This is a genomic window from Nocardioides daedukensis (genome assembly GCF_013408415.1).
In the GTDB taxonomy this organism is placed as follows: domain Bacteria; phylum Actinomycetota; class Actinomycetes; order Propionibacteriales; family Nocardioidaceae; genus Nocardioides; species Nocardioides daedukensis.
In genome coordinates this window covers 2,779,869-2,795,717 of the sequence record NZ_JACCAA010000001.1, presented here as the reverse complement: position 1 = coordinate 2,795,717, position 15,849 = coordinate 2,779,869, and the positions used below count along the sequence as shown (strand labels likewise).

Here is a 15,849-nt window from a genome sequence, read left to right as displayed (position 1 = left end):
CGACACCCTGACCACTAGCGTTGCCCCTATGGTTCTGGACATCACCAACGCACGACTCGGCGTCATCGGCCTCGGGTACGTCGGGCTACCCCTGGCCGTCTCGTTCTCGAAGAAGTTCGATGTCGTCGGCTTCGACATCAACGAAGAACGGGTCGCCGAGCTCAACTCTGGGCGCGACCGCACGCGTGAACTCAACGCCGACGAGCTCGCGGCAGCGGAACGCCTCACCTGTACCACTGACCCGGCGTCGCTCCAGGACGTGAACGTGTACATCGTCACGACACCGACCCCTATCGATGAGCACAACACCCCGGACCTCCGCCCGGTGTTGTCGGCAACGCGCTCTGTTGCGGCCGCACTCAAGGTCGGCGACGTGGTGATCTATGAATCCACCGTCTATCCGGGCGCGACCGAGGAACAATGTGTCCCTCTCCTTGGGGAACTCACTGGCTTGGTCTTCAACCAAGACTTCTTCGTCGGATACAGCCCCGAGCGGATCAACCCCGGGGACAAGGAACGACGCTTCGAGACGATCCTCAAGATCACCTCGGGCTCCACTCCCGAGGCTGGCGCCTTCGTCGACGCGCTCTATCGCACCGTCGTGACTGCCGGCACCCACCTGGCCCCCTCCATCAGGGTCGCCGAAGCAGCCAAGGTCATCGAGAACACGCAACGCGACGTGAACATCGCCCTGGTCAACGAGTTGTCACACATCTTCAACCGCCTGGGCATCGACACGCAGGAGGTGCTTGAAGCGGCCGGCACCAAGTGGAACTTCCTCAAGTTCCAACCGGGCCTGGTCGGCGGTCACTGCATAGGTGTCGACCCCTACTACCTCACCCACAAGGCGCAGTCAGTCGGCTATCAGCCTGACGTGATCCTTGCCGGGCGACGCCTCAACGACGCCATGGGCGCCCACGTAGCGCAGGAGTTGGTGCGCGGGATGATCCAGAAGGGTGTGGACCTGCGCGGGGCTCGAGTGCTCATCCTTGGCCTGACCTTCAAGGAGAACACTCCCGATCTGCGCAACACCCGGGTCGTCGACGTCATGGCCGAGTTGCAGTCCTTTGGGATCACAGTGGACATCCATGATCCGTGGGCAGACCCCAGCGAAGCCAAGCGCGAGTACGACGTCGATGTCATCGAACAACCTCTGCCCGGTGCGTACGACGGGATCGTTCTGGCAGTCGGGCACGACTCGTTCCGCGAGCTGGGAGCTGAGGGCATCCACAGCTTCGGCAAGGCCACGCATGTGCTGTTCGACCTCAAGAGCGCTCTGGCGAAGAATCAGTCTGATCTACGGCTATGACCGTGACAGCCCGTGCACCAGAAGTTTTGGCGTTGGCCCTCAATCCCCCGGGCTGGAACGAGCCTCGGATAGAGTTCGAACCTGTGTCTCTGATCCTCAGGGGACCTCGTTCACCTTTTCCAGAGATCGCCACACGACTCGGACCACGCGGATACAATATAGGTCGGGTGCAGTTCCGTACGACGGTGCCGCTCAGCCGCGATCCCTCCTCGAAGAACCACACCATGGGGTCGTTTCATCCTGATCGACGAGGCCACTGGGATCGCTGTCTGCGCCGGAATGATCAACTGACCATTGGGCTATTCCGAACGATGAGCCTCCAACTCAGCTCCCTTCAGTAGAGGATTACGTTAATGCGTATAGGCATCGTGGGACCACAACACCCCGACTCGTTTGCCGATAATCTGATGCACTGCCTGCCGGACTTGGACGTTCAACCTGTCGCTCTAGGGACTCCAAGGATGCATAGCCAGTCCGCGCGATTGAACCAACTCAATGACCTTGCCTCAGAGTCAGTCTTCCGATGGGACGAGAGACAACAGCGAAGGTTTGCTGAGCGCGCCATAGAGGCTGAGTGCGACGCCATCCTAAGCGTCACGGCCCGACTCCTACCCCAAACGGTGCAACTCATCCGCGGGGCCGGCATTCCAATTGCGCTTTGGTTCCCAGACGCAGTGTCGAACTTGGGGCGCCAACTCATGCTGGCTGCCGATTACAGCACGGTCTATTTTAAAGATCCAGAACTCGTGAGGCGTCTGAGGCAGCAGACAGAACTATCGGTCGAGTACCTCCCTGAAGCCTGCAATCCTGCATGGCACCGCCCGAGCGGGCAGGGTCAGACTACGAACTCAGTGGCTGTCGTTGGAAATATGTACCCATCGCGAGTTCGAGTGCTGGATCGATTACTCGCGGACGATATTCCCATTGCCCTTTATGGAAGCGGCTTCCCAAGATGGATGCCCCAGCGTGCAATCCACGCACACCACACAGGCCGTTCGGTGACCCGCGATGAGAAGGCGCGCGTCTTTCAGCAATCACGAGCTGTCCTCAACAACCTTCATCCGGCAGAAAACGGAGCCAACTGTCGTCTGTTCGAAGCCGCCGCGAGCGGCGCAGCGATCCTGTGCGAGCACCGAGAACCCATCGCCGATCTTTTTGATTGCGAAACTGAAATCATCACGTACGAGTCGTACGCGGACCTCTTGGTCAAAGCCCGCAGGCTCTTGGCTGATCCAGGGTTCGGTCGCACACTTGGGGCGGCTGCTTCTCATCGGGCGTTGAGTGAGCACACATACCAGCACCGCCTGCGACGCATCTTGACCGACTTGGTCTAGTCGCGTGCGCCTAGGTACCCCACCAACGCTAATTCAAAGTCAGCGACACTGTTGCGCAGGGAAAAGATGGCCACGCGCTCTGACACACGACGAGCAACGTCAGCACTCCCTACCGACTTCGTCGCGTTTTGAAGCGCAACACGCAGACCGTCGACATCACCAGGTCGGTGCACCCAGCCCACGCCCTCGACGAGATCTGGAGAACAACCAACGGCGTCCGAGGTAACAGGGACGCAGCCAGCAGCCATGGCCTCATTGATAATGAGTCCCCAAGGCTCATAATGGCTGGGCAGAACGACCACATCAGCGACTCCGAGGTAGGCAGGAATCTCAGTCTGATTCTTGAACCCGGTGAACGTGACCTTTCCTCTCGGTGCACTATCGCGCATTGCCGACATCTCCACACCGTCACCGATACAGACTAGATGCACGTCCAACTCCGCCACGGCAGCCAACAAATCGTGCACGCCCTTCAATTGGACAAATTTTCCCGCATACACCACTAGAACAGCATCTGCGGGCAACCCAAGCGTTTCCCGAACTATCCGGCGGTTGGCGCCGTCAACAACTCTCGCCTGTCGAAAACGCGCGTCATCGATCGCGAACCGGACCAATTTGGGATCGCGCACACCAAGCCCTCGCAACACACTCATGTTGCGTTGCCCCACAGCAAGGCCACCGTGGGCTAGCCGGGCAACAAGTCGGGGCCACCACGAACGCAAGCTGAACCAAGGGTGCTTCGCTCGCTCAGACGTGTCCATGCGCAGCAGGTACGGGACTCGCAACACCCAGCAAACTAAGACGGCCGCAATGCTGACTGGCTCCGTGTAACCGTGAATCACAACAAGATCACGGCCTCTGGTGACTTTGAAAAGTCCATAGAGAGACAGGACGCCTAGACGAAGACGCGATACGTCGCCTTGGGATATGAAGCGGTGAGAGTGTCCAGACACCAAGTCGATATCCCATGAATGATTCAGGTCAAATCCCGGATCATACTGGCTTCTCACGCCGGCGTCGTTCCCATACACAACGTCAAGCTCAAAGCTATCAAATTTACTCAAGGCATTGAAGAGCGGCGTAAAATACTGAATAGGATGGGATACAACAATGGAAACCCGCGGTACGTTATCGATCGTCATAGGTTTGCACCTTCTTCCAAGACGCCAGAATTCTTGCGAAACAACAGGAACATCAGGGTTCCGCACGCCACGACTTGCGCGATACTAGTACTGATCGCCGCCCCTCGTATTCCAGATGATGGAACCAAAAAAAACAGAAGGACGACGAGGACGACGAGACTGATCCACGTCGCCCAGGCCACGCTCTGTGGCTTGCCCATACCACGTAAAAGGTCGCCGCACACCTGATTGGCCGAGAGAGCCAAAAGAGAAGGGAATAGGAACCATAGGATCGACACGGAGGCAGAGAAATCGTCGCCAAAAACAAGGGGCAGCAGGAAGGGAGCGACCAGAATCATCGGGACCATACAGAGCATGGTCGCGAGAGAAACAAGGAATACTGAACGCCGCAGAGTCCGGTTAGGCGATCCCAATCGCGCCTGCCGAGGAAAAAGAACACTCCCCACCGCCGCCGCTAACGGAAAACTTAGAGATGCGTATGCGACCGCAACCGCGTAATGACCTACTTGTGACGCAGAAACAAAGACTGCCAAGAATAGAACATCCAACTGTCTAATCAGACCGGCAGGAAGGGTCGAGGCCAAGTGGCTAAGTCCGTAGACAAGCATGGGGCGTAAGAATTTGCCCTCATAACGCCCTCTTAAAAGGCTTGTCTTCTTGCAGAACCAGAGTGCGATCCCAAATTGCAGGACCACCGAACTCAGATAAATCCACATCAGATGCGTCAGAGAAACGCCCCCGAAGTACGCCAACGGGACAAGGACCATAAACCACACGAACGGCTGGGAGAACCGAACCCAGTTCCAGAGATCGATTCGGGTCGCCTGCAGGGCGAACGTGAAACTGGCTGCCACAAATGCCACCGGAAGAACCAGGGCGAGAATTTGAAATGCCGACTCTCGAGCGTCTCTTCCGTCACTGAGGTACTTGGCAAAGACAAAGGCCAGAGGAAGACAAAGTAGACCCGATACGATCATGGTCCGCACCGAGGTCGCCACATAGTCACGCGCTCGTTCGGGGTTCCGTGCCACGTGATAGGTCACCGACGCCGTCTGACCTAGTTCGCCGACAATGAGTGCCAGCCCCAACCACGTCATTAGGACCGCGTAGTCGCCTCGGCCGCTAGCTCCGAGAACACGGGCCACCAGAATTCCACCGACGCCCGCAAGTACGGTGTTAACTACATTGAATCCTGCAGTCCTAATAATCGCCTGTATTGTCGGCGACTGGCGGAACCGACGAGCCCTACTTCGAACATTTGGCATGCTCAAAGCAATCGACGAAGCAAAAGAGCCGAATAGTTGGAGGGATCGAACCGTGCCCGGGCGAGTTTCTGACCAGACTTCGCAAACTGCGCCCTCATAGCATTGTCCTGCAGCAACAGTTTGATGCTCTCTGCGAGACTCTCAATGGTCTCATCGACCGGCGACAGCCCCGTTATGCCCTCTACAAATGCATCATGTGAACCTCCGAAGGCCGGACCGATGACTGGAGTCCCCGCCAGTTGCGCCTCCAGAAGAACCAGTCCGAATCCCTCCCCGCTTGCCGAGTCCCCTTGCCGAGTGCGAGTGGCTAGAACGAATAGGTCGGCCGCCGACATCTGATCGGCAAGGTCAGCATCCGGAATGCCCACCCGAAGCGTGACGCACGGATGATCACTCAGGTAGGTCGTCAGTTCAGGAGGGACTCGGCCGCTACCACACAACACTATTCGGACTGGAAGCTCAACGGACTCAATAGCAGCAACAAGAACTGGCAGACCCTTGTCGATCCACTGATTGAGGCGGAAAGAGGTCATAACGATGTGGTCATCTGATGCCTCCCGAGTCCGATCCCTCCCGGCTCGCTGCAATTCTTCAAACCATTCCCGACTCACCCCTGGAGGCAAGATGGTCGCATTGACGTGCTGAGCGAGGGCCCCAGAACTATATGCGCTCACAGCTACGGCACGAACGTCGTGCGCTCTGAGCATCCGCATCTCATTGCGCCGCCTCGAGGTCCAGATGTCATTACCGTGCAGGACCACGGAGATTGTTGCGTCCTGACGGAGCAGTTTGCGCAAGACCAAGGCCAAAGCAAGAAGTGTTCGATGGGCCACCACGATCGTGAGGGGCTTACCAATATTGCGCCGACCCCAACGCCACCCTGCCCGCCACACTCTGAAGTAGTCAGCGAGACGCGTGGAGGCCTCGCCCGTACGCAGATCCACCCGCTCGTAGTGCACATCGTTGGCTTCGAAACCGTCAACGACTGTAGACACATATCGCTCGATACCGCCCCCGAGGCTGCGCGAGGGAGCGAGCAGTAGCACGCGTGGGTAAGTCATGTTTCTCTTTCCTTTCGATATGTAAGCCAAGCCTCGGAGCGCGATCCGCATAAAGAAACCAATATCGGTAATTGACGAGACCCTAGGCACCTGAATCGCTGCCCAACCGGTGAAGCGATTCGGATGGACGACGGTGAGGCTAGGACGCCAACGACAACCCGGTCTAAGCGCTGTCCGCTCCGAATGAACGACCATGGACTCTCGACAGACTTGGTCCGTAAGCAGTTCGGTTCACTCAGAAGCATAGCTTTGTGCAGGGAAGTCGCCTTCCGCGGCGCCAGTCGGCACGGCCCCCTCTCCGCAGTCAACTGCGAGTTGGCCCAACTCTGTTTGTCTCGGCCTGGAGATTCGAGACAGCAAACTGAAACCATGCGTGATAGAAACAGAAGGCAAAGCCTGCACTTCCATCAAGAAAGCCACGTTTCAGAACATACATGTATATGAACTGAACCAACGGACGCATGGGCACGTTCCCGGCGACACGATCCTTCAGCAGGTACCGCAATCGCGATTCATGCTCTCGACGCGCTGACTTACCTGGAGCTGGAGCAAGACGTCGCTGCGATTCAAGCTCGGCGTAGTCCACGTGTTTATGCAGCCAGGCGGACAAGCCTTTCTGGTCGTCATCCACCAAGTCACTTTGTAGCCGACCCACGCTGCCTTGTACGTCAGGATGCTCGCTGAACTTTGAAGATCCGAAGCGCACTCTTCTGCGATCCATCAACCGTATGATTCGGGAACTTGGATACCAACCACAGTGCTGAATCCATCGACCTTGAAATACTAGCCGAAAAAACATCCAATAGGCGACTTTATCCGATCCTGAACTGATCGCTTGCAATATTTCACGAGCCAGTTCCCCGGAGACCCATTCGTCTGCATCGACAAAGAAAATCCAGTTGTTTTGTAGAACGTCTAGCCGCAAAGCGTATTCCCGCTGAGCTCCGAATCCGCGCCAAGTTGTCTCAACCACTTCAGCACCACTATCACAAGCAAGTTGGACTGTTTCGTCTGTGGAACCGGAATCGACTACCAGCACTTGATCCGCCCAAGCCACCGAGGCCAAGCATCGGACAATGTTGAGGGATTCATTCTTCGTGAGGACGATGACTGAAACACCCACTGACTTCTGCGGGGGCCCCGATTCTGGCGTGTAGATCGCCGGCATCTCACTTTTCATGAGCGCCGCCGCCCGTCAGCCAAGAGAAGTATGAGTTCGGGTCGAAGGTCTCTCTGTCCGGTGATCTAGTTACACCCATTGCGTCATCGATTGCGGCCGCTAGCGAGTCTCGATCATCCAACTCGAAGGCCGCGAGCGCCGACCCAGCGATCTCCCGATTCTGGCTCGTGTTCAGAGCTACCACTCGTCGTCCGTTGGCTCGTGCCTCCGCCAATGGATAACCAAAGGACTCAAGTTGAGTGGGAAAGTAGATGGCTCGACATAGCTGCCAGTAACGATCAAGGTCAGAAGCGCTGAGCTGGCCCACAAACTCGACCCGAGGATCTGACCGTAGCTGTCCAGAGAACTCGGTAGCCTCCGCAGTGACATAGACGCGGTCCAGAGTTGCCTCCTGGCTTGCCTCAAGAACGTTGGCGAGGTGGAACTCAAGATTCTTGTAGGGAGCGTTCAGGATGGGCATCAGGAGTTCCTTCCCGCTGACACCGAACCCAGCCCAGGGCCTGGACGCCACAGGGTGCGGGCGCACCACAATGCGCTCGGCCACCTTTGGCACGAACCTTGCAACCCTGTCGGCCATAGCGGTGCACGGGACGACCACCGTGTCCGCTCTCCGCACAGCGGCGCGAACTATAGGGATCTGTACCTTGATCGCCGGTGGCAAATCGTAGCCAAGTCCGGCCAACTCTCCTGCCGTCGCGAAGTGAAGAGCGTTGCGCAGTAAGACAGTCCGCGGTCCCCGGCCGAGGATGAAGCTCACGTTGTTCAGCGCGATCCGCTGCGCCGAATCGCATATGTGCCGTTCACGCTTCACTAGCCACGACGGCGAGAGCGATTGATCACGCCCAATGATCTTGGGGCCATTGGTCCCCTCCCCAATCCATGCGTCAAGTTCCTTCAGGAAGCGTGCAGCACCACCCATCGCGGCACCCGCACAATCAATGACAACGTCCTGGCACATGTCAGCCTTCCGACCGGCGAATGCCGGCCCACTGGTGGTGCAGTCCCGCTGTGGAGAGCATGAAGGCGACAACTCGACGAGAAGTGTCGCGTACCTCGTATCCTGCTGGCAGATGGTCGCCCGTGTTCGGATCCGCCATCGAAGCTGCGACGTTCGTCAATACGGCCTGCAGAGCCAACCCCGTCATCAAAATCGCACCAGCGTCCAGTGCCTCGGGTCGCTCGATAGCGTCGCGCAGTGTCACGGCCGGGAAACCGAGGATGGAGGATTCCTCAGCAATGGTGCCGCTGTCGGAGAGAACACACGCGGCCTCGAGCTGAAGTTTGTTGTAATCATGGAACCCGAATGGTTCCAAGAAAGTGACCCCGTGCGGCTTTGTGTAGCCGTCCAACTGCTCGAGCCGCTTGCGCGTCCTGGGGTGCGTTGAAACGATGATCGGCAAATTCCACTGCTCCCGCACTGCGGAGAGACAGGAAAGGAGCATCCTCAACCGTTCGGGCGAGTCGACGTTTTCCTCGCGGTGGGCGCTAACCAGGAAGTACTGCTGCGGGGCGAGCTCAAGCGCGGACAGAACGACTGAGGCGTCAATTTGAGGCCTATAACGCTCCAAGACCTCCCTCATCGGTGAACCGGTCAGCAGGATGCGTCGCGGGTGGAGGCCCTCCGCTAAGAGATTCCGACGCGCGTGCTCCGTGTAGACGAGATTGAAATCGGCGACATGGTCAACCATGCGTCGGTTCGTTTCTTCGGGGACGTTCTCATCGAAGCATCGATTGCCAGCCTCCATGTGATAGACGGGGATGCGCATCCGCTTCGCCATCACCGCGGCAATACACGAGTTTGTGTCGCCGAGTACGAGCACCGCATCGGGCTTTTCGTCGATCAAGACTTTCTCCACTGCGATCAGCGTTCCACCCAGCACGGCTCCCAGGGACGCCGTGTCTACATTGAGGTAGTGGTCTGGTGCCCGCAGTCCTAGGTCGTCGAAGAAGACCTGGTTGAGATTATGGTCGTAGTTCTGTCCGGTGTGAGCGAGCACATGCTCGATCCCAGACGTGGCGTCGAGTCGCTGGATTACGCGTGCCAAGCGGATTATCTCCGGACGGGTGCCCACGATTGTCATGACCTTCAACGCGTTGCCTCCTCGGCAGTGACCTTCTCAGGGAACTGGTCCGGGTTCACCGGATCGAGCAGTTGGTCTGCCCAAAACATGGTGATGAGCTCGCCTTCGCCAACATTCTTGATGTTGTGTACCCACATCGTTGGCATGTCCACAAACCCCGGCTGATCTCCGGATAGACGGTACGTCAACACCTCGTCGTGTAGCAGGCGCCGCAGTTTGATCTCGGCTTCCCCCTTGACGACAAAGAAGCGTTCGACCTTGTTCAGGTGGTAGTGATCCCCACGCATCGCGCCAGGCACAGTGATGGACACGAATGCCTGTCCCGTTCCGCCGTGGGTGCGCGCCGTTTCGAATAGCTCGCCGCGGGGGTCCGCGTGGATCTGAGGGTGGATCGGGAAGTGGTCTGTCCGGAGATAGGACCGATAGGTGTTGAACAAGTCCAACGCGAACGAGTCCGTCAGGTCGGGGATCTCTCCACTTGCATATAGCTCATTGAAACTCACAAGCATGCTGAGGACCTTGGCAATGCGACGTGGGACCCCACGCGGTTCGACGGGTCCGTCAATGCGTTCCTCAGCAGCCCGAATCAGCACCTCGGCCGCACGTTGCGCGTGCAAAAGTTCGATCTCACGGTCACCCGTGACTGTTGGACTCCCACCCTGAGCGACATCGCTCGCGAACGTTGCCACGAAGGAGTTGTATCCAGGACGCCCATGCTCGCCAAACAGGTTGGGCAAGAGCACGTCGCTCATGGTCCCGCCATTGGAGTCGGTGGCGGTACGCAGAATCTCTGCAGCGGCAGCTTTGCCGCGCCCGTAAGGGTTGTCCAGTTTGGCCTGAATCGAGTTCGCATAAACCACGTGGATTGCACGACCGCTCTTCTCAATGCAGTCTGCAAGGAGCCGTGCCAGCTCAACGTTGCCAGCCTCGACGGCCGTGTCACTGTCTGCGCGATTCACTCCCGCAACGTGGATGACAATATCCGCCTCACCAACTGCGGAGAACAGCGTGCCGTCGGTGTACTCCGCTCTATTGAGACGAACGGGTTCGATTCCCCGCGTGCTTCGCAGGCGACACGACGTGTGCCAGCCAAGGAACCCGTGCCCCCCAGTGATGGCGACTTTCATGACTTTGTCACCGCAGCCAACGCCTTCCATCCATTGCGACCAACTGGCGGGACCCAGCCCACGTCGGACAGCCAACTCTCTGCTTGGGCTTGACCGAGCCACAACAGTTCCACTCTGCGTGCGTTCGCTGCAGTTGGTCGATGTATCCGACCCAGTCGCTTTGCGACAGCCACCAGCGCCTTCGCAAGCCAACGGGGTAGGCGACGAGGCACCTGCCCGCCAGATAGGTCGACCATCAGGTTGGTGACGGTCACACCTTCAGATGGGTGGTGGACCACAGCTGGCGGACGCACATCAGTCGTAGCGAGGAAGGCGATAGCTGCGGCAACGTTGAGCAGCAACGCCTGCGGCGTGCCCTGATCACCTGGGCGCGCAACCGTAGCGGCGGGCGAGCTCGCGATTCGCCCGATCATTCGCGTTACGCGTCGCTCGGGCGCGTGCACTGACGGCGGTCGGTAGCGCACAATTTCAACGGTCGGCTTGCTGAGCGCCCGTACAACCAGCTCGCCGGTCACCTTCGACGCGGAGTACGGCGAGAACGGCCGCATGTCCTCCGTCGAGTCCAGAGTGTCTTTGTCATTCTGGACCACGGCCGAGCTGATGTGTACGAATCGCCCAACCCCGGCAGCGTTCGAGGCCTTGAGCAGAATCGCTGGCAAAAGCGCGTTCGCACCGAAAAGCACGTCCTCGTCCAGCGACGATGCATCAGGATTGCCAGCTGCGTTGATCACTACGTCGGCACCACTGAGTTGGGCAGCCAGATCATCCACATCGCCGATGCAGTCCGCCTCGTCGAGGACCTCGGCTGCGGTCCGGGCCACGGAAGACAGCCTTGGAGCCGCAACCGCCACAACATCGTGCTGGGGAGCCAGTTCCTGTGCCACCGCCGACCCCACGAAACCACTCGCACCGAACAAAACGATTTTCCTAGCCTGCATGACGATCCGTCCCTGCTGCCTTGGCGAGTGCCGCCTCGAGTCGTTGAGAGCCAACTCGCGATGACAATTGCGATTCGTAGTAGCTCCTGCCGGCTGTGCCTAGACCTCGAAGCTCAACTGCGGACAGACGCGATGCCTCCCTGAACGCTTCGGCGAGCGCCGAATCATCCCCTGCAGGGACTGCCCAACCGGCGCCCGATGCCATCGTGAGCTCTGCCGCATCCCCCGGCGCGCAGGTGATTAGTGGACACCCCGTAGCGAGGATTGCCTGGATTTTACTGGGCATGGTGAGGTGAAACAGCGGGTCGTCCTTCAGGCAAACAAGCTGAACGTGCGCTGTGGCCATAGTTGCCGACATCTCATCGATGTTTCGTGGCCCTTCAAAGACCACCCGACCGGAGACACCCAACTCTGATGCAAGTTTCTCCAGTCGATCGGTGGCAACACCGGTGCCAACGAGTCGGAGAACGACGTTGGACTCGCCCCCGACTCGGGCAATCGCGCGCACCGCGACCTCCAAACCCTGAACATCACCGATGCTCCCGGCGTACATAACCTCAAAAGCCTTGTCGTTCACAGCCGACGGCGCAACTTGGAAGAGATCCTCGTCGACCCAGTTGTAGACGACGTCAATCTTTTCCGAATCAACGCCACGGCCCACCAGCAGCGTCTTCATGCCCGGAGAGATGACAGCTATGCGCCCGGCTGAGCGATAGACCTGATTGCAGAACTTGTGAAGGAGCCACTCTGCGGGCCCAGCCAGACGACTAGGAAGCATGCCGGTCGCCGTCAGAGTGTCGGGCCAAACGTCTTGGATGTAGAGCACGAACGGGCGACGCATCAACTTCCGCAGGACGATGCCAACCAGTCCGACTGTTCCAGGTGTTGAGTAGACGAGCGTGACCTGTGATCGCCGCGCGACCGCAGCACCAAGCGTCGAGGCACTGATCATGAAGGTGAGGAAATTCAGCACTCTGCGCGCCGCGGAACCATCGTGGCTCGGATAGAGCGGGACGCGATGAACCGTCACGCCACGAATCGTCTCCCGCTTGTATGGACGGACCCGGTAGCCGTCGTACAGCCTGCCGTGCGGATAGTTCGGAAACCCTGTGACCACCTCTACGTCATGGCCGCGCTGCTTGAGAGCGCGCACAATCGCCCCTGGGATGGCTGCCGAGCCGACTTCGGGGTCGTACCACTGAGTCACGAAGGCGATTTTCATGCGGAAAGTCCGAGCGAGCTATGAGTGAGTCTGGGGAGGGAGAGGTATCCAAAGGAGAGCACAGCCAGCGCCAGAACCGCTACCAATGGAACGTCGTCTCCCCACCACGCTACGAGTATGCAAGCCAAAGATGCCACTGCCGTGAGCGCCGCCGCGGTCAGATGCTGCCATCCCGAGTCGACCAGACGCTGATACACGTGCTCACGGTGCGCAGACATCAACGGGCGGCGTCCGAGCCCGCGCTTGATCAAGGCCCAAAGGGTGTCGACTCCGTAGGGCACCAAGGGCGCAACACAGAGGAGCCACGAGGCACCATCTGCCCAAGCAACGACCGCCATGCCAACGATCAACAGCCCAACCCCGTAGCTACCTACGTCGCCCAGAAAGATGCGTGCCTTGGGTGCGTTCCACGGAAGGAATCCGAGGCTTGCCCCGGCCAGAGCCAGTCCCGCGACCATCAACTCGTCCGTAGCCTGTTCATGGCCGACGAAAGCGAACCACCCACCCGCAACTAGTGCGTTCAGTGCCGAGATCCCGTTGACGCCGTCCATGAAATTGAAGGCATTCACGTAACCCGCGATCGCCACGATGGAGATGCTCACGAACAGCGCGGTCGCGAGCCCGGGGCCGGCGTACTCGATGGCAGCCCAGGCCGTGAGGGCGATAGCCGCAAGAAGTTGAAGCCCCAGTCGGACCCCGCCACCGAGGGTGCGGACGTCGTCAATGAATCCGACGCCAGCCAATGCCACTACAGCGACCAACAGAGGCCACGGGACAGGAGCGCCCGTCATCTCGGCGACTGCAGCAGCCAGCATGATGCCGGCGATCACGGCGATTCCTCCTCCACGAGGAACGGGCACATCATGCGATGACCGCTCGTTCGGCACATCGAGCACCTGCCGACCATGGAGTAGCGGCAGGAGTGCCGCCGTACAGACAATCGTCGCTGCAAGGGCGACGAAGAACGCGATCACAAGGTCTCCAGCAGCACCTTGAACGCCGGAAGCGAATTCAGGAGGTCCTTCACTCCACCGACATCCAGACGCTCGGTGTTGTGGGAGTGATAGTCGTCGACGCTCTCGACGGCCTTCTCCCCCTCCTCGAAGTATTGGCTGTAGTTGAGGTCCCGCGCATCTACCGGCACTCGGTAGTAATCGCCTTGGTCGGACGCACGCGCCAGTTCCTCACGCGTCGCGAGCGTCTCGTACAGCTTCTCTCCGTGGCGGGTGCCGATCACCTGAAGGTCGGTGTCGGCTCCTGCGAGCTCAGCGACCGCGGTCGCGAGGTCACGGACAGTGGACGCGGGAGCCTTGCGGACAAACAGGTCGCCCGGCTGGGCATGCTCGAAGGCGTGCTCCACCAGGTAGACGGCCTCGTCCAGCGACATGAGGAAGCGCGTCATCTCCGGATCAGTCAACGTGAGCGGTTTGCCAGCCTTGATCTGTTCGATGAAGAGCGGGATCACGGACCCGCGCGAAGCCATCACGTTGCCGTAGCGGACGGTGGAGACCACTGTGTTCGCGGTCGGGTTGTTGCGGGCGAAGGCCTGCGCGGTCTTTTCCATCATGGCCTTGGAGATGCCCATGGCATTGACCGGATAGACCGCCTTGTCGGTGCCCAGGCAAACGACCTTCGCGACGCCGTTGGCGTTGCTGGCTTCGATGACGTTGTGGGAGCCAAGGACGTTGGTCTTCACGGCCTCAAGCGGGAAGAATTCACATGACGGAACCTGCTTCAGAGCCGCCGCGTGGAACACGAAGTCGACGCCACGCGTTGCGCGGTCAACGCTGTCGTAGTCCCGGACGTCACCGATGTAGAAGCGGACGCGCGAGTCGTTCAGTGCGCGGCGCATGTCGTCCTGCTTCAGTTCGTCGCGGCTGAAGATGCGGACCTCGCGTACGTCGGTGTTGAGCAGACGACGAATCATCGTCGAACCGAACGAGCCGGTACCACCAGTCACCAGAACTGTCGCCTGCGTTGCGGCAGTCGTCGTTGACACTTAGTTCCCCCATGTTTGGACCAGTTCCGAGACCCTCAGTTTGGCCCCCAACGAGTGTACGGGGACGAGGGTCTCACTGCACGAGAGCCTTCAGGCCCACGGGTCATATGCGCATGACCCGAAGTGACTACACCACTAGTAACGACCGTGGCTCAGAGGGGCACCTCGACCTCACCAGATGGCACCAACTGGAAAGACGCCGTGGGGACGATCGTCTAGCCGCCCCACCAGTCAAAGGTGCGCAGGCGATCGGCCCACGATGGCTGGTATGCCAAGTAGTTGCCCTCGCGAAAGGTCTCCAAGGTGGGGTGCCACGTCGGGTAAGTCTCCACCCCACGCGACGTCACCTTGCCCATCGAGTAGCCGAACGGCATGAGTAACTCGAACGCGTCGAGCAAGAAGACACGGCTATCAATCCAGCGGATGTTGTACTCAAACTGGATTAGATCCACGGCTTGCCTCGACAACATGCGGGTAGCGCCGCGCATGACCGCGAGATCGTGACCCTCCGCATCGATCTTCAGCAACGTGATCCTCGGGATGCCTGCTTGATCGGCAAAGGCGTCGACGGTAGAGAGCTCCACCTCTTCGACTACTCCTGAAGTGCGCCCGACTGCTGTGAATGGGACCAACGAATTCGATCCGGCACCTTCGTGCACTATCTGCAACTCGGCGGCGCCAACATGATCAGAAAGGGCGACTTGATGCACCTGTCCTCGGTCGCCGACGATGTTCCGCGCCCGCGAGCTCGTTGACGCAGACGGCTCGAACATGTGCAGGTTTGGAGTGGATCCGGGTTGGCTCAGCAAGGAGCCCGACCATTCACCAAAGTGCGCGCCTACGTCGAAGATGGTGGGGTTGGGATCCGTCAGCGCGGCGCGTTGAATTTCGGATTCGCCGTTGTGGCTCAGGTCGTTTGCAGTATCGAGTCGGACTTCATCCGTTACCAGGCGAGCTAGTTTTGCTAGGCGCTGTCTGCCTGCCATTCGCTCCGCTGTATGCACGGCAGCACGGAGTCCCCTGTGTCCCATGCCGGTACCATAGCGCCCGCCTCGTGGCGGCGTCCCAAGGAAAACACGATTGGGCACCGGGAGGGCTGCTGTCCATTCCCCGGCCACACCGAACGCAGCCACTCCCGCCGCGATCCGCGGCCAGTCCTTGAGCGGTTCGATCAGCGCCAGCCCCAGGACC

General features: G+C 59.3%; 14 protein-coding genes. 2 read left to right on the top strand and 12 right to left on the bottom strand.

Annotated elements, in window-relative coordinates; all coding sequences use genetic code 11:
- The first annotated feature begins 28 nt into the window (after positions 1-28).
- Positions 29-1,309, top strand: coding sequence for a nucleotide sugar dehydrogenase (locus BJ980_RS13800; RefSeq protein ID WP_179502825.1), 1,281 nt, complete (start codon positions 29-31; stop codon positions 1,307-1,309).
- 353 nt (positions 1,310-1,662) lie between these two features.
- On the top strand, positions 1,663-2,643 hold the full coding sequence (locus BJ980_RS19595; protein ID WP_425490326.1) for a CgeB family protein: 981 nt from the start codon (positions 1,663-1,665) through the stop codon (positions 2,641-2,643).
- Here the strand turns inward: BJ980_RS19595 and BJ980_RS13790 are convergent.
- The 12 genes from BJ980_RS13790 to BJ980_RS13735 all read right to left on the bottom strand — a co-directional run bounded on the left by BJ980_RS13790 (position 2,640) and on the right by BJ980_RS13735 (position 15,644).
- On the bottom strand, positions 2,640-3,785 hold the full coding sequence (locus BJ980_RS13790) for a glycosyltransferase (RefSeq protein WP_179502823.1): 1,146 nt from the start codon (positions 3,783-3,785) through the stop codon (positions 2,640-2,642). The two genes, BJ980_RS19595 and BJ980_RS13790, sit on opposite strands and share 4 nt — an antisense overlap.
- Positions 3,782-5,050, bottom strand: coding sequence for an oligosaccharide flippase family protein (locus BJ980_RS13785; protein WP_246279977.1), 1,269 nt, complete (start codon positions 5,048-5,050; stop codon positions 3,782-3,784). The genes BJ980_RS13790 and BJ980_RS13785 overlap by 4 nt, the downstream gene beginning before the upstream one ends.
- A gap of 2 nt (positions 5,051-5,052) precedes the next feature.
- A complete protein-coding gene (locus BJ980_RS13780) occupies positions 5,053-6,111 on the bottom strand; it encodes a glycosyltransferase family 4 protein (RefSeq protein WP_179502821.1) in 1,059 nt (352 codons plus the stop codon).
- Positions 6,112-6,415: 304 nt separating this feature from the next.
- Entirely contained in the window at positions 6,416-7,279 is an 864-nt protein-coding gene (locus BJ980_RS13775) for a glycosyltransferase family 2 protein (protein WP_179502820.1), read from the bottom strand.
- Between the two features lies 1 nt (position 7,280).
- On the bottom strand, positions 7,281-8,249 hold the full coding sequence (locus tag BJ980_RS13770) for a glycosyltransferase (protein ID WP_179502819.1): 969 nt from the start codon (positions 8,247-8,249) through the stop codon (positions 7,281-7,283).
- A 1-nt stretch (position 8,250) separates the two neighbouring features.
- Complete coding sequence (gene wecB, locus BJ980_RS13765; RefSeq protein WP_179503911.1) at positions 8,251-9,372, bottom strand: non-hydrolyzing UDP-N-acetylglucosamine 2-epimerase; 1,122 nt, start codon at positions 9,370-9,372, stop codon at positions 8,251-8,253.
- 5 nt (positions 9,373-9,377) lie between these two features.
- A complete protein-coding gene (locus BJ980_RS13760; RefSeq protein ID WP_179502818.1) occupies positions 9,378-10,499 on the bottom strand; it encodes a polysaccharide biosynthesis C-terminal domain-containing protein in 1,122 nt (373 codons plus the stop codon).
- Positions 10,496-11,437, bottom strand: coding sequence for an NAD-dependent epimerase/dehydratase family protein (locus tag BJ980_RS13755; protein ID WP_179502817.1), 942 nt, complete (start codon positions 11,435-11,437; stop codon positions 10,496-10,498). Before BJ980_RS13755 ends, BJ980_RS13760 begins: the two co-directional genes overlap by 4 nt.
- Positions 11,427-12,659, bottom strand: a complete 1,233-nt coding sequence (locus BJ980_RS13750; protein ID WP_179502816.1) for a glycosyltransferase family 4 protein — start codon at positions 12,657-12,659, stop codon at positions 11,427-11,429. Before BJ980_RS13750 ends, BJ980_RS13755 begins: the two co-directional genes overlap by 11 nt.
- A complete protein-coding gene (locus BJ980_RS13745) occupies positions 12,656-13,633 on the bottom strand; it encodes an MraY family glycosyltransferase (protein WP_179502815.1) in 978 nt (325 codons plus the stop codon). Before BJ980_RS13745 ends, BJ980_RS13750 begins: the two co-directional genes overlap by 4 nt.
- The gene (locus tag BJ980_RS13740) at positions 13,630-14,658 is read right to left on the bottom strand and encodes a polysaccharide biosynthesis protein (RefSeq protein WP_343047813.1); all 1,029 of its coding nucleotides are present in this window, start codon (positions 14,656-14,658) and stop codon (positions 13,630-13,632) included. Before BJ980_RS13740 ends, BJ980_RS13745 begins: the two co-directional genes overlap by 4 nt.
- A gap of 215 nt (positions 14,659-14,873) precedes the next feature.
- Complete coding sequence (locus tag BJ980_RS13735; RefSeq protein WP_179502814.1) at positions 14,874-15,644, bottom strand: FkbM family methyltransferase; 771 nt, start codon at positions 15,642-15,644, stop codon at positions 14,874-14,876.
- Positions 15,645-15,849 lie beyond the last annotated feature (205 nt).

What these genes read in the sequence shown, in the direction of transcription:
- BJ980_RS13735 (WP_179502814.1), bottom strand. Translation starts at nt 15,644, where the DNA reads ATGGCAGGCAGACAGCGCCTAGCAAAACTAGCTCGCCTGGTAACGGAT.
- BJ980_RS13800 (WP_179502825.1), top strand. Translation starts at nt 29, where the DNA reads ATGGTTCTGGACATCACCAACGCACGACTCGGCGTCATCGGCCTCGGG.
- BJ980_RS19595 (WP_425490326.1), top strand. Translation starts at nt 1,663, where the DNA reads ATGCGTATAGGCATCGTGGGACCACAACACCCCGACTCGTTTGCCGAT.
- wecB (WP_179503911.1), bottom strand. Translation starts at nt 9,372, where the DNA reads ATGACAATCGTGGGCACCCGTCCGGAGATAATCCGCTTGGCACGCGTA.
- BJ980_RS13760 (WP_179502818.1), bottom strand. Translation starts at nt 10,499, where the DNA reads ATGAAAGTCGCCATCACTGGGGGGCACGGGTTCCTTGGCTGGCACACG.
- BJ980_RS13785 (WP_246279977.1), bottom strand. Translation starts at nt 5,050, where the DNA reads ATGCCAAATGTTCGAAGTAGGGCTCGTCGGTTCCGCCAGTCGCCGACA.
- BJ980_RS13790 (WP_179502823.1), bottom strand. Translation starts at nt 3,785, where the DNA reads ATGACGATCGATAACGTACCGCGGGTTTCCATTGTTGTATCCCATCCT.
- BJ980_RS13780 (WP_179502821.1), bottom strand. Translation starts at nt 6,111, where the DNA reads ATGACTTACCCACGCGTGCTACTGCTCGCTCCCTCGCGCAGCCTCGGG.
- BJ980_RS13775 (WP_179502820.1), bottom strand. Translation starts at nt 7,279, where the DNA reads ATGCCGGCGATCTACACGCCAGAATCGGGGCCCCCGCAGAAGTCAGTG.
- BJ980_RS13755 (WP_179502817.1), bottom strand. Translation starts at nt 11,437, where the DNA reads ATGCAGGCTAGGAAAATCGTTTTGTTCGGTGCGAGTGGTTTCGTGGGG.
- BJ980_RS13770 (WP_179502819.1), bottom strand. Translation starts at nt 8,249, where the DNA reads ATGTGCCAGGACGTTGTCATTGATTGTGCGGGTGCCGCGATGGGTGGT.
- BJ980_RS13750 (WP_179502816.1), bottom strand. Translation starts at nt 12,659, where the DNA reads ATGAAAATCGCCTTCGTGACTCAGTGGTACGACCCCGAAGTCGGCTCG.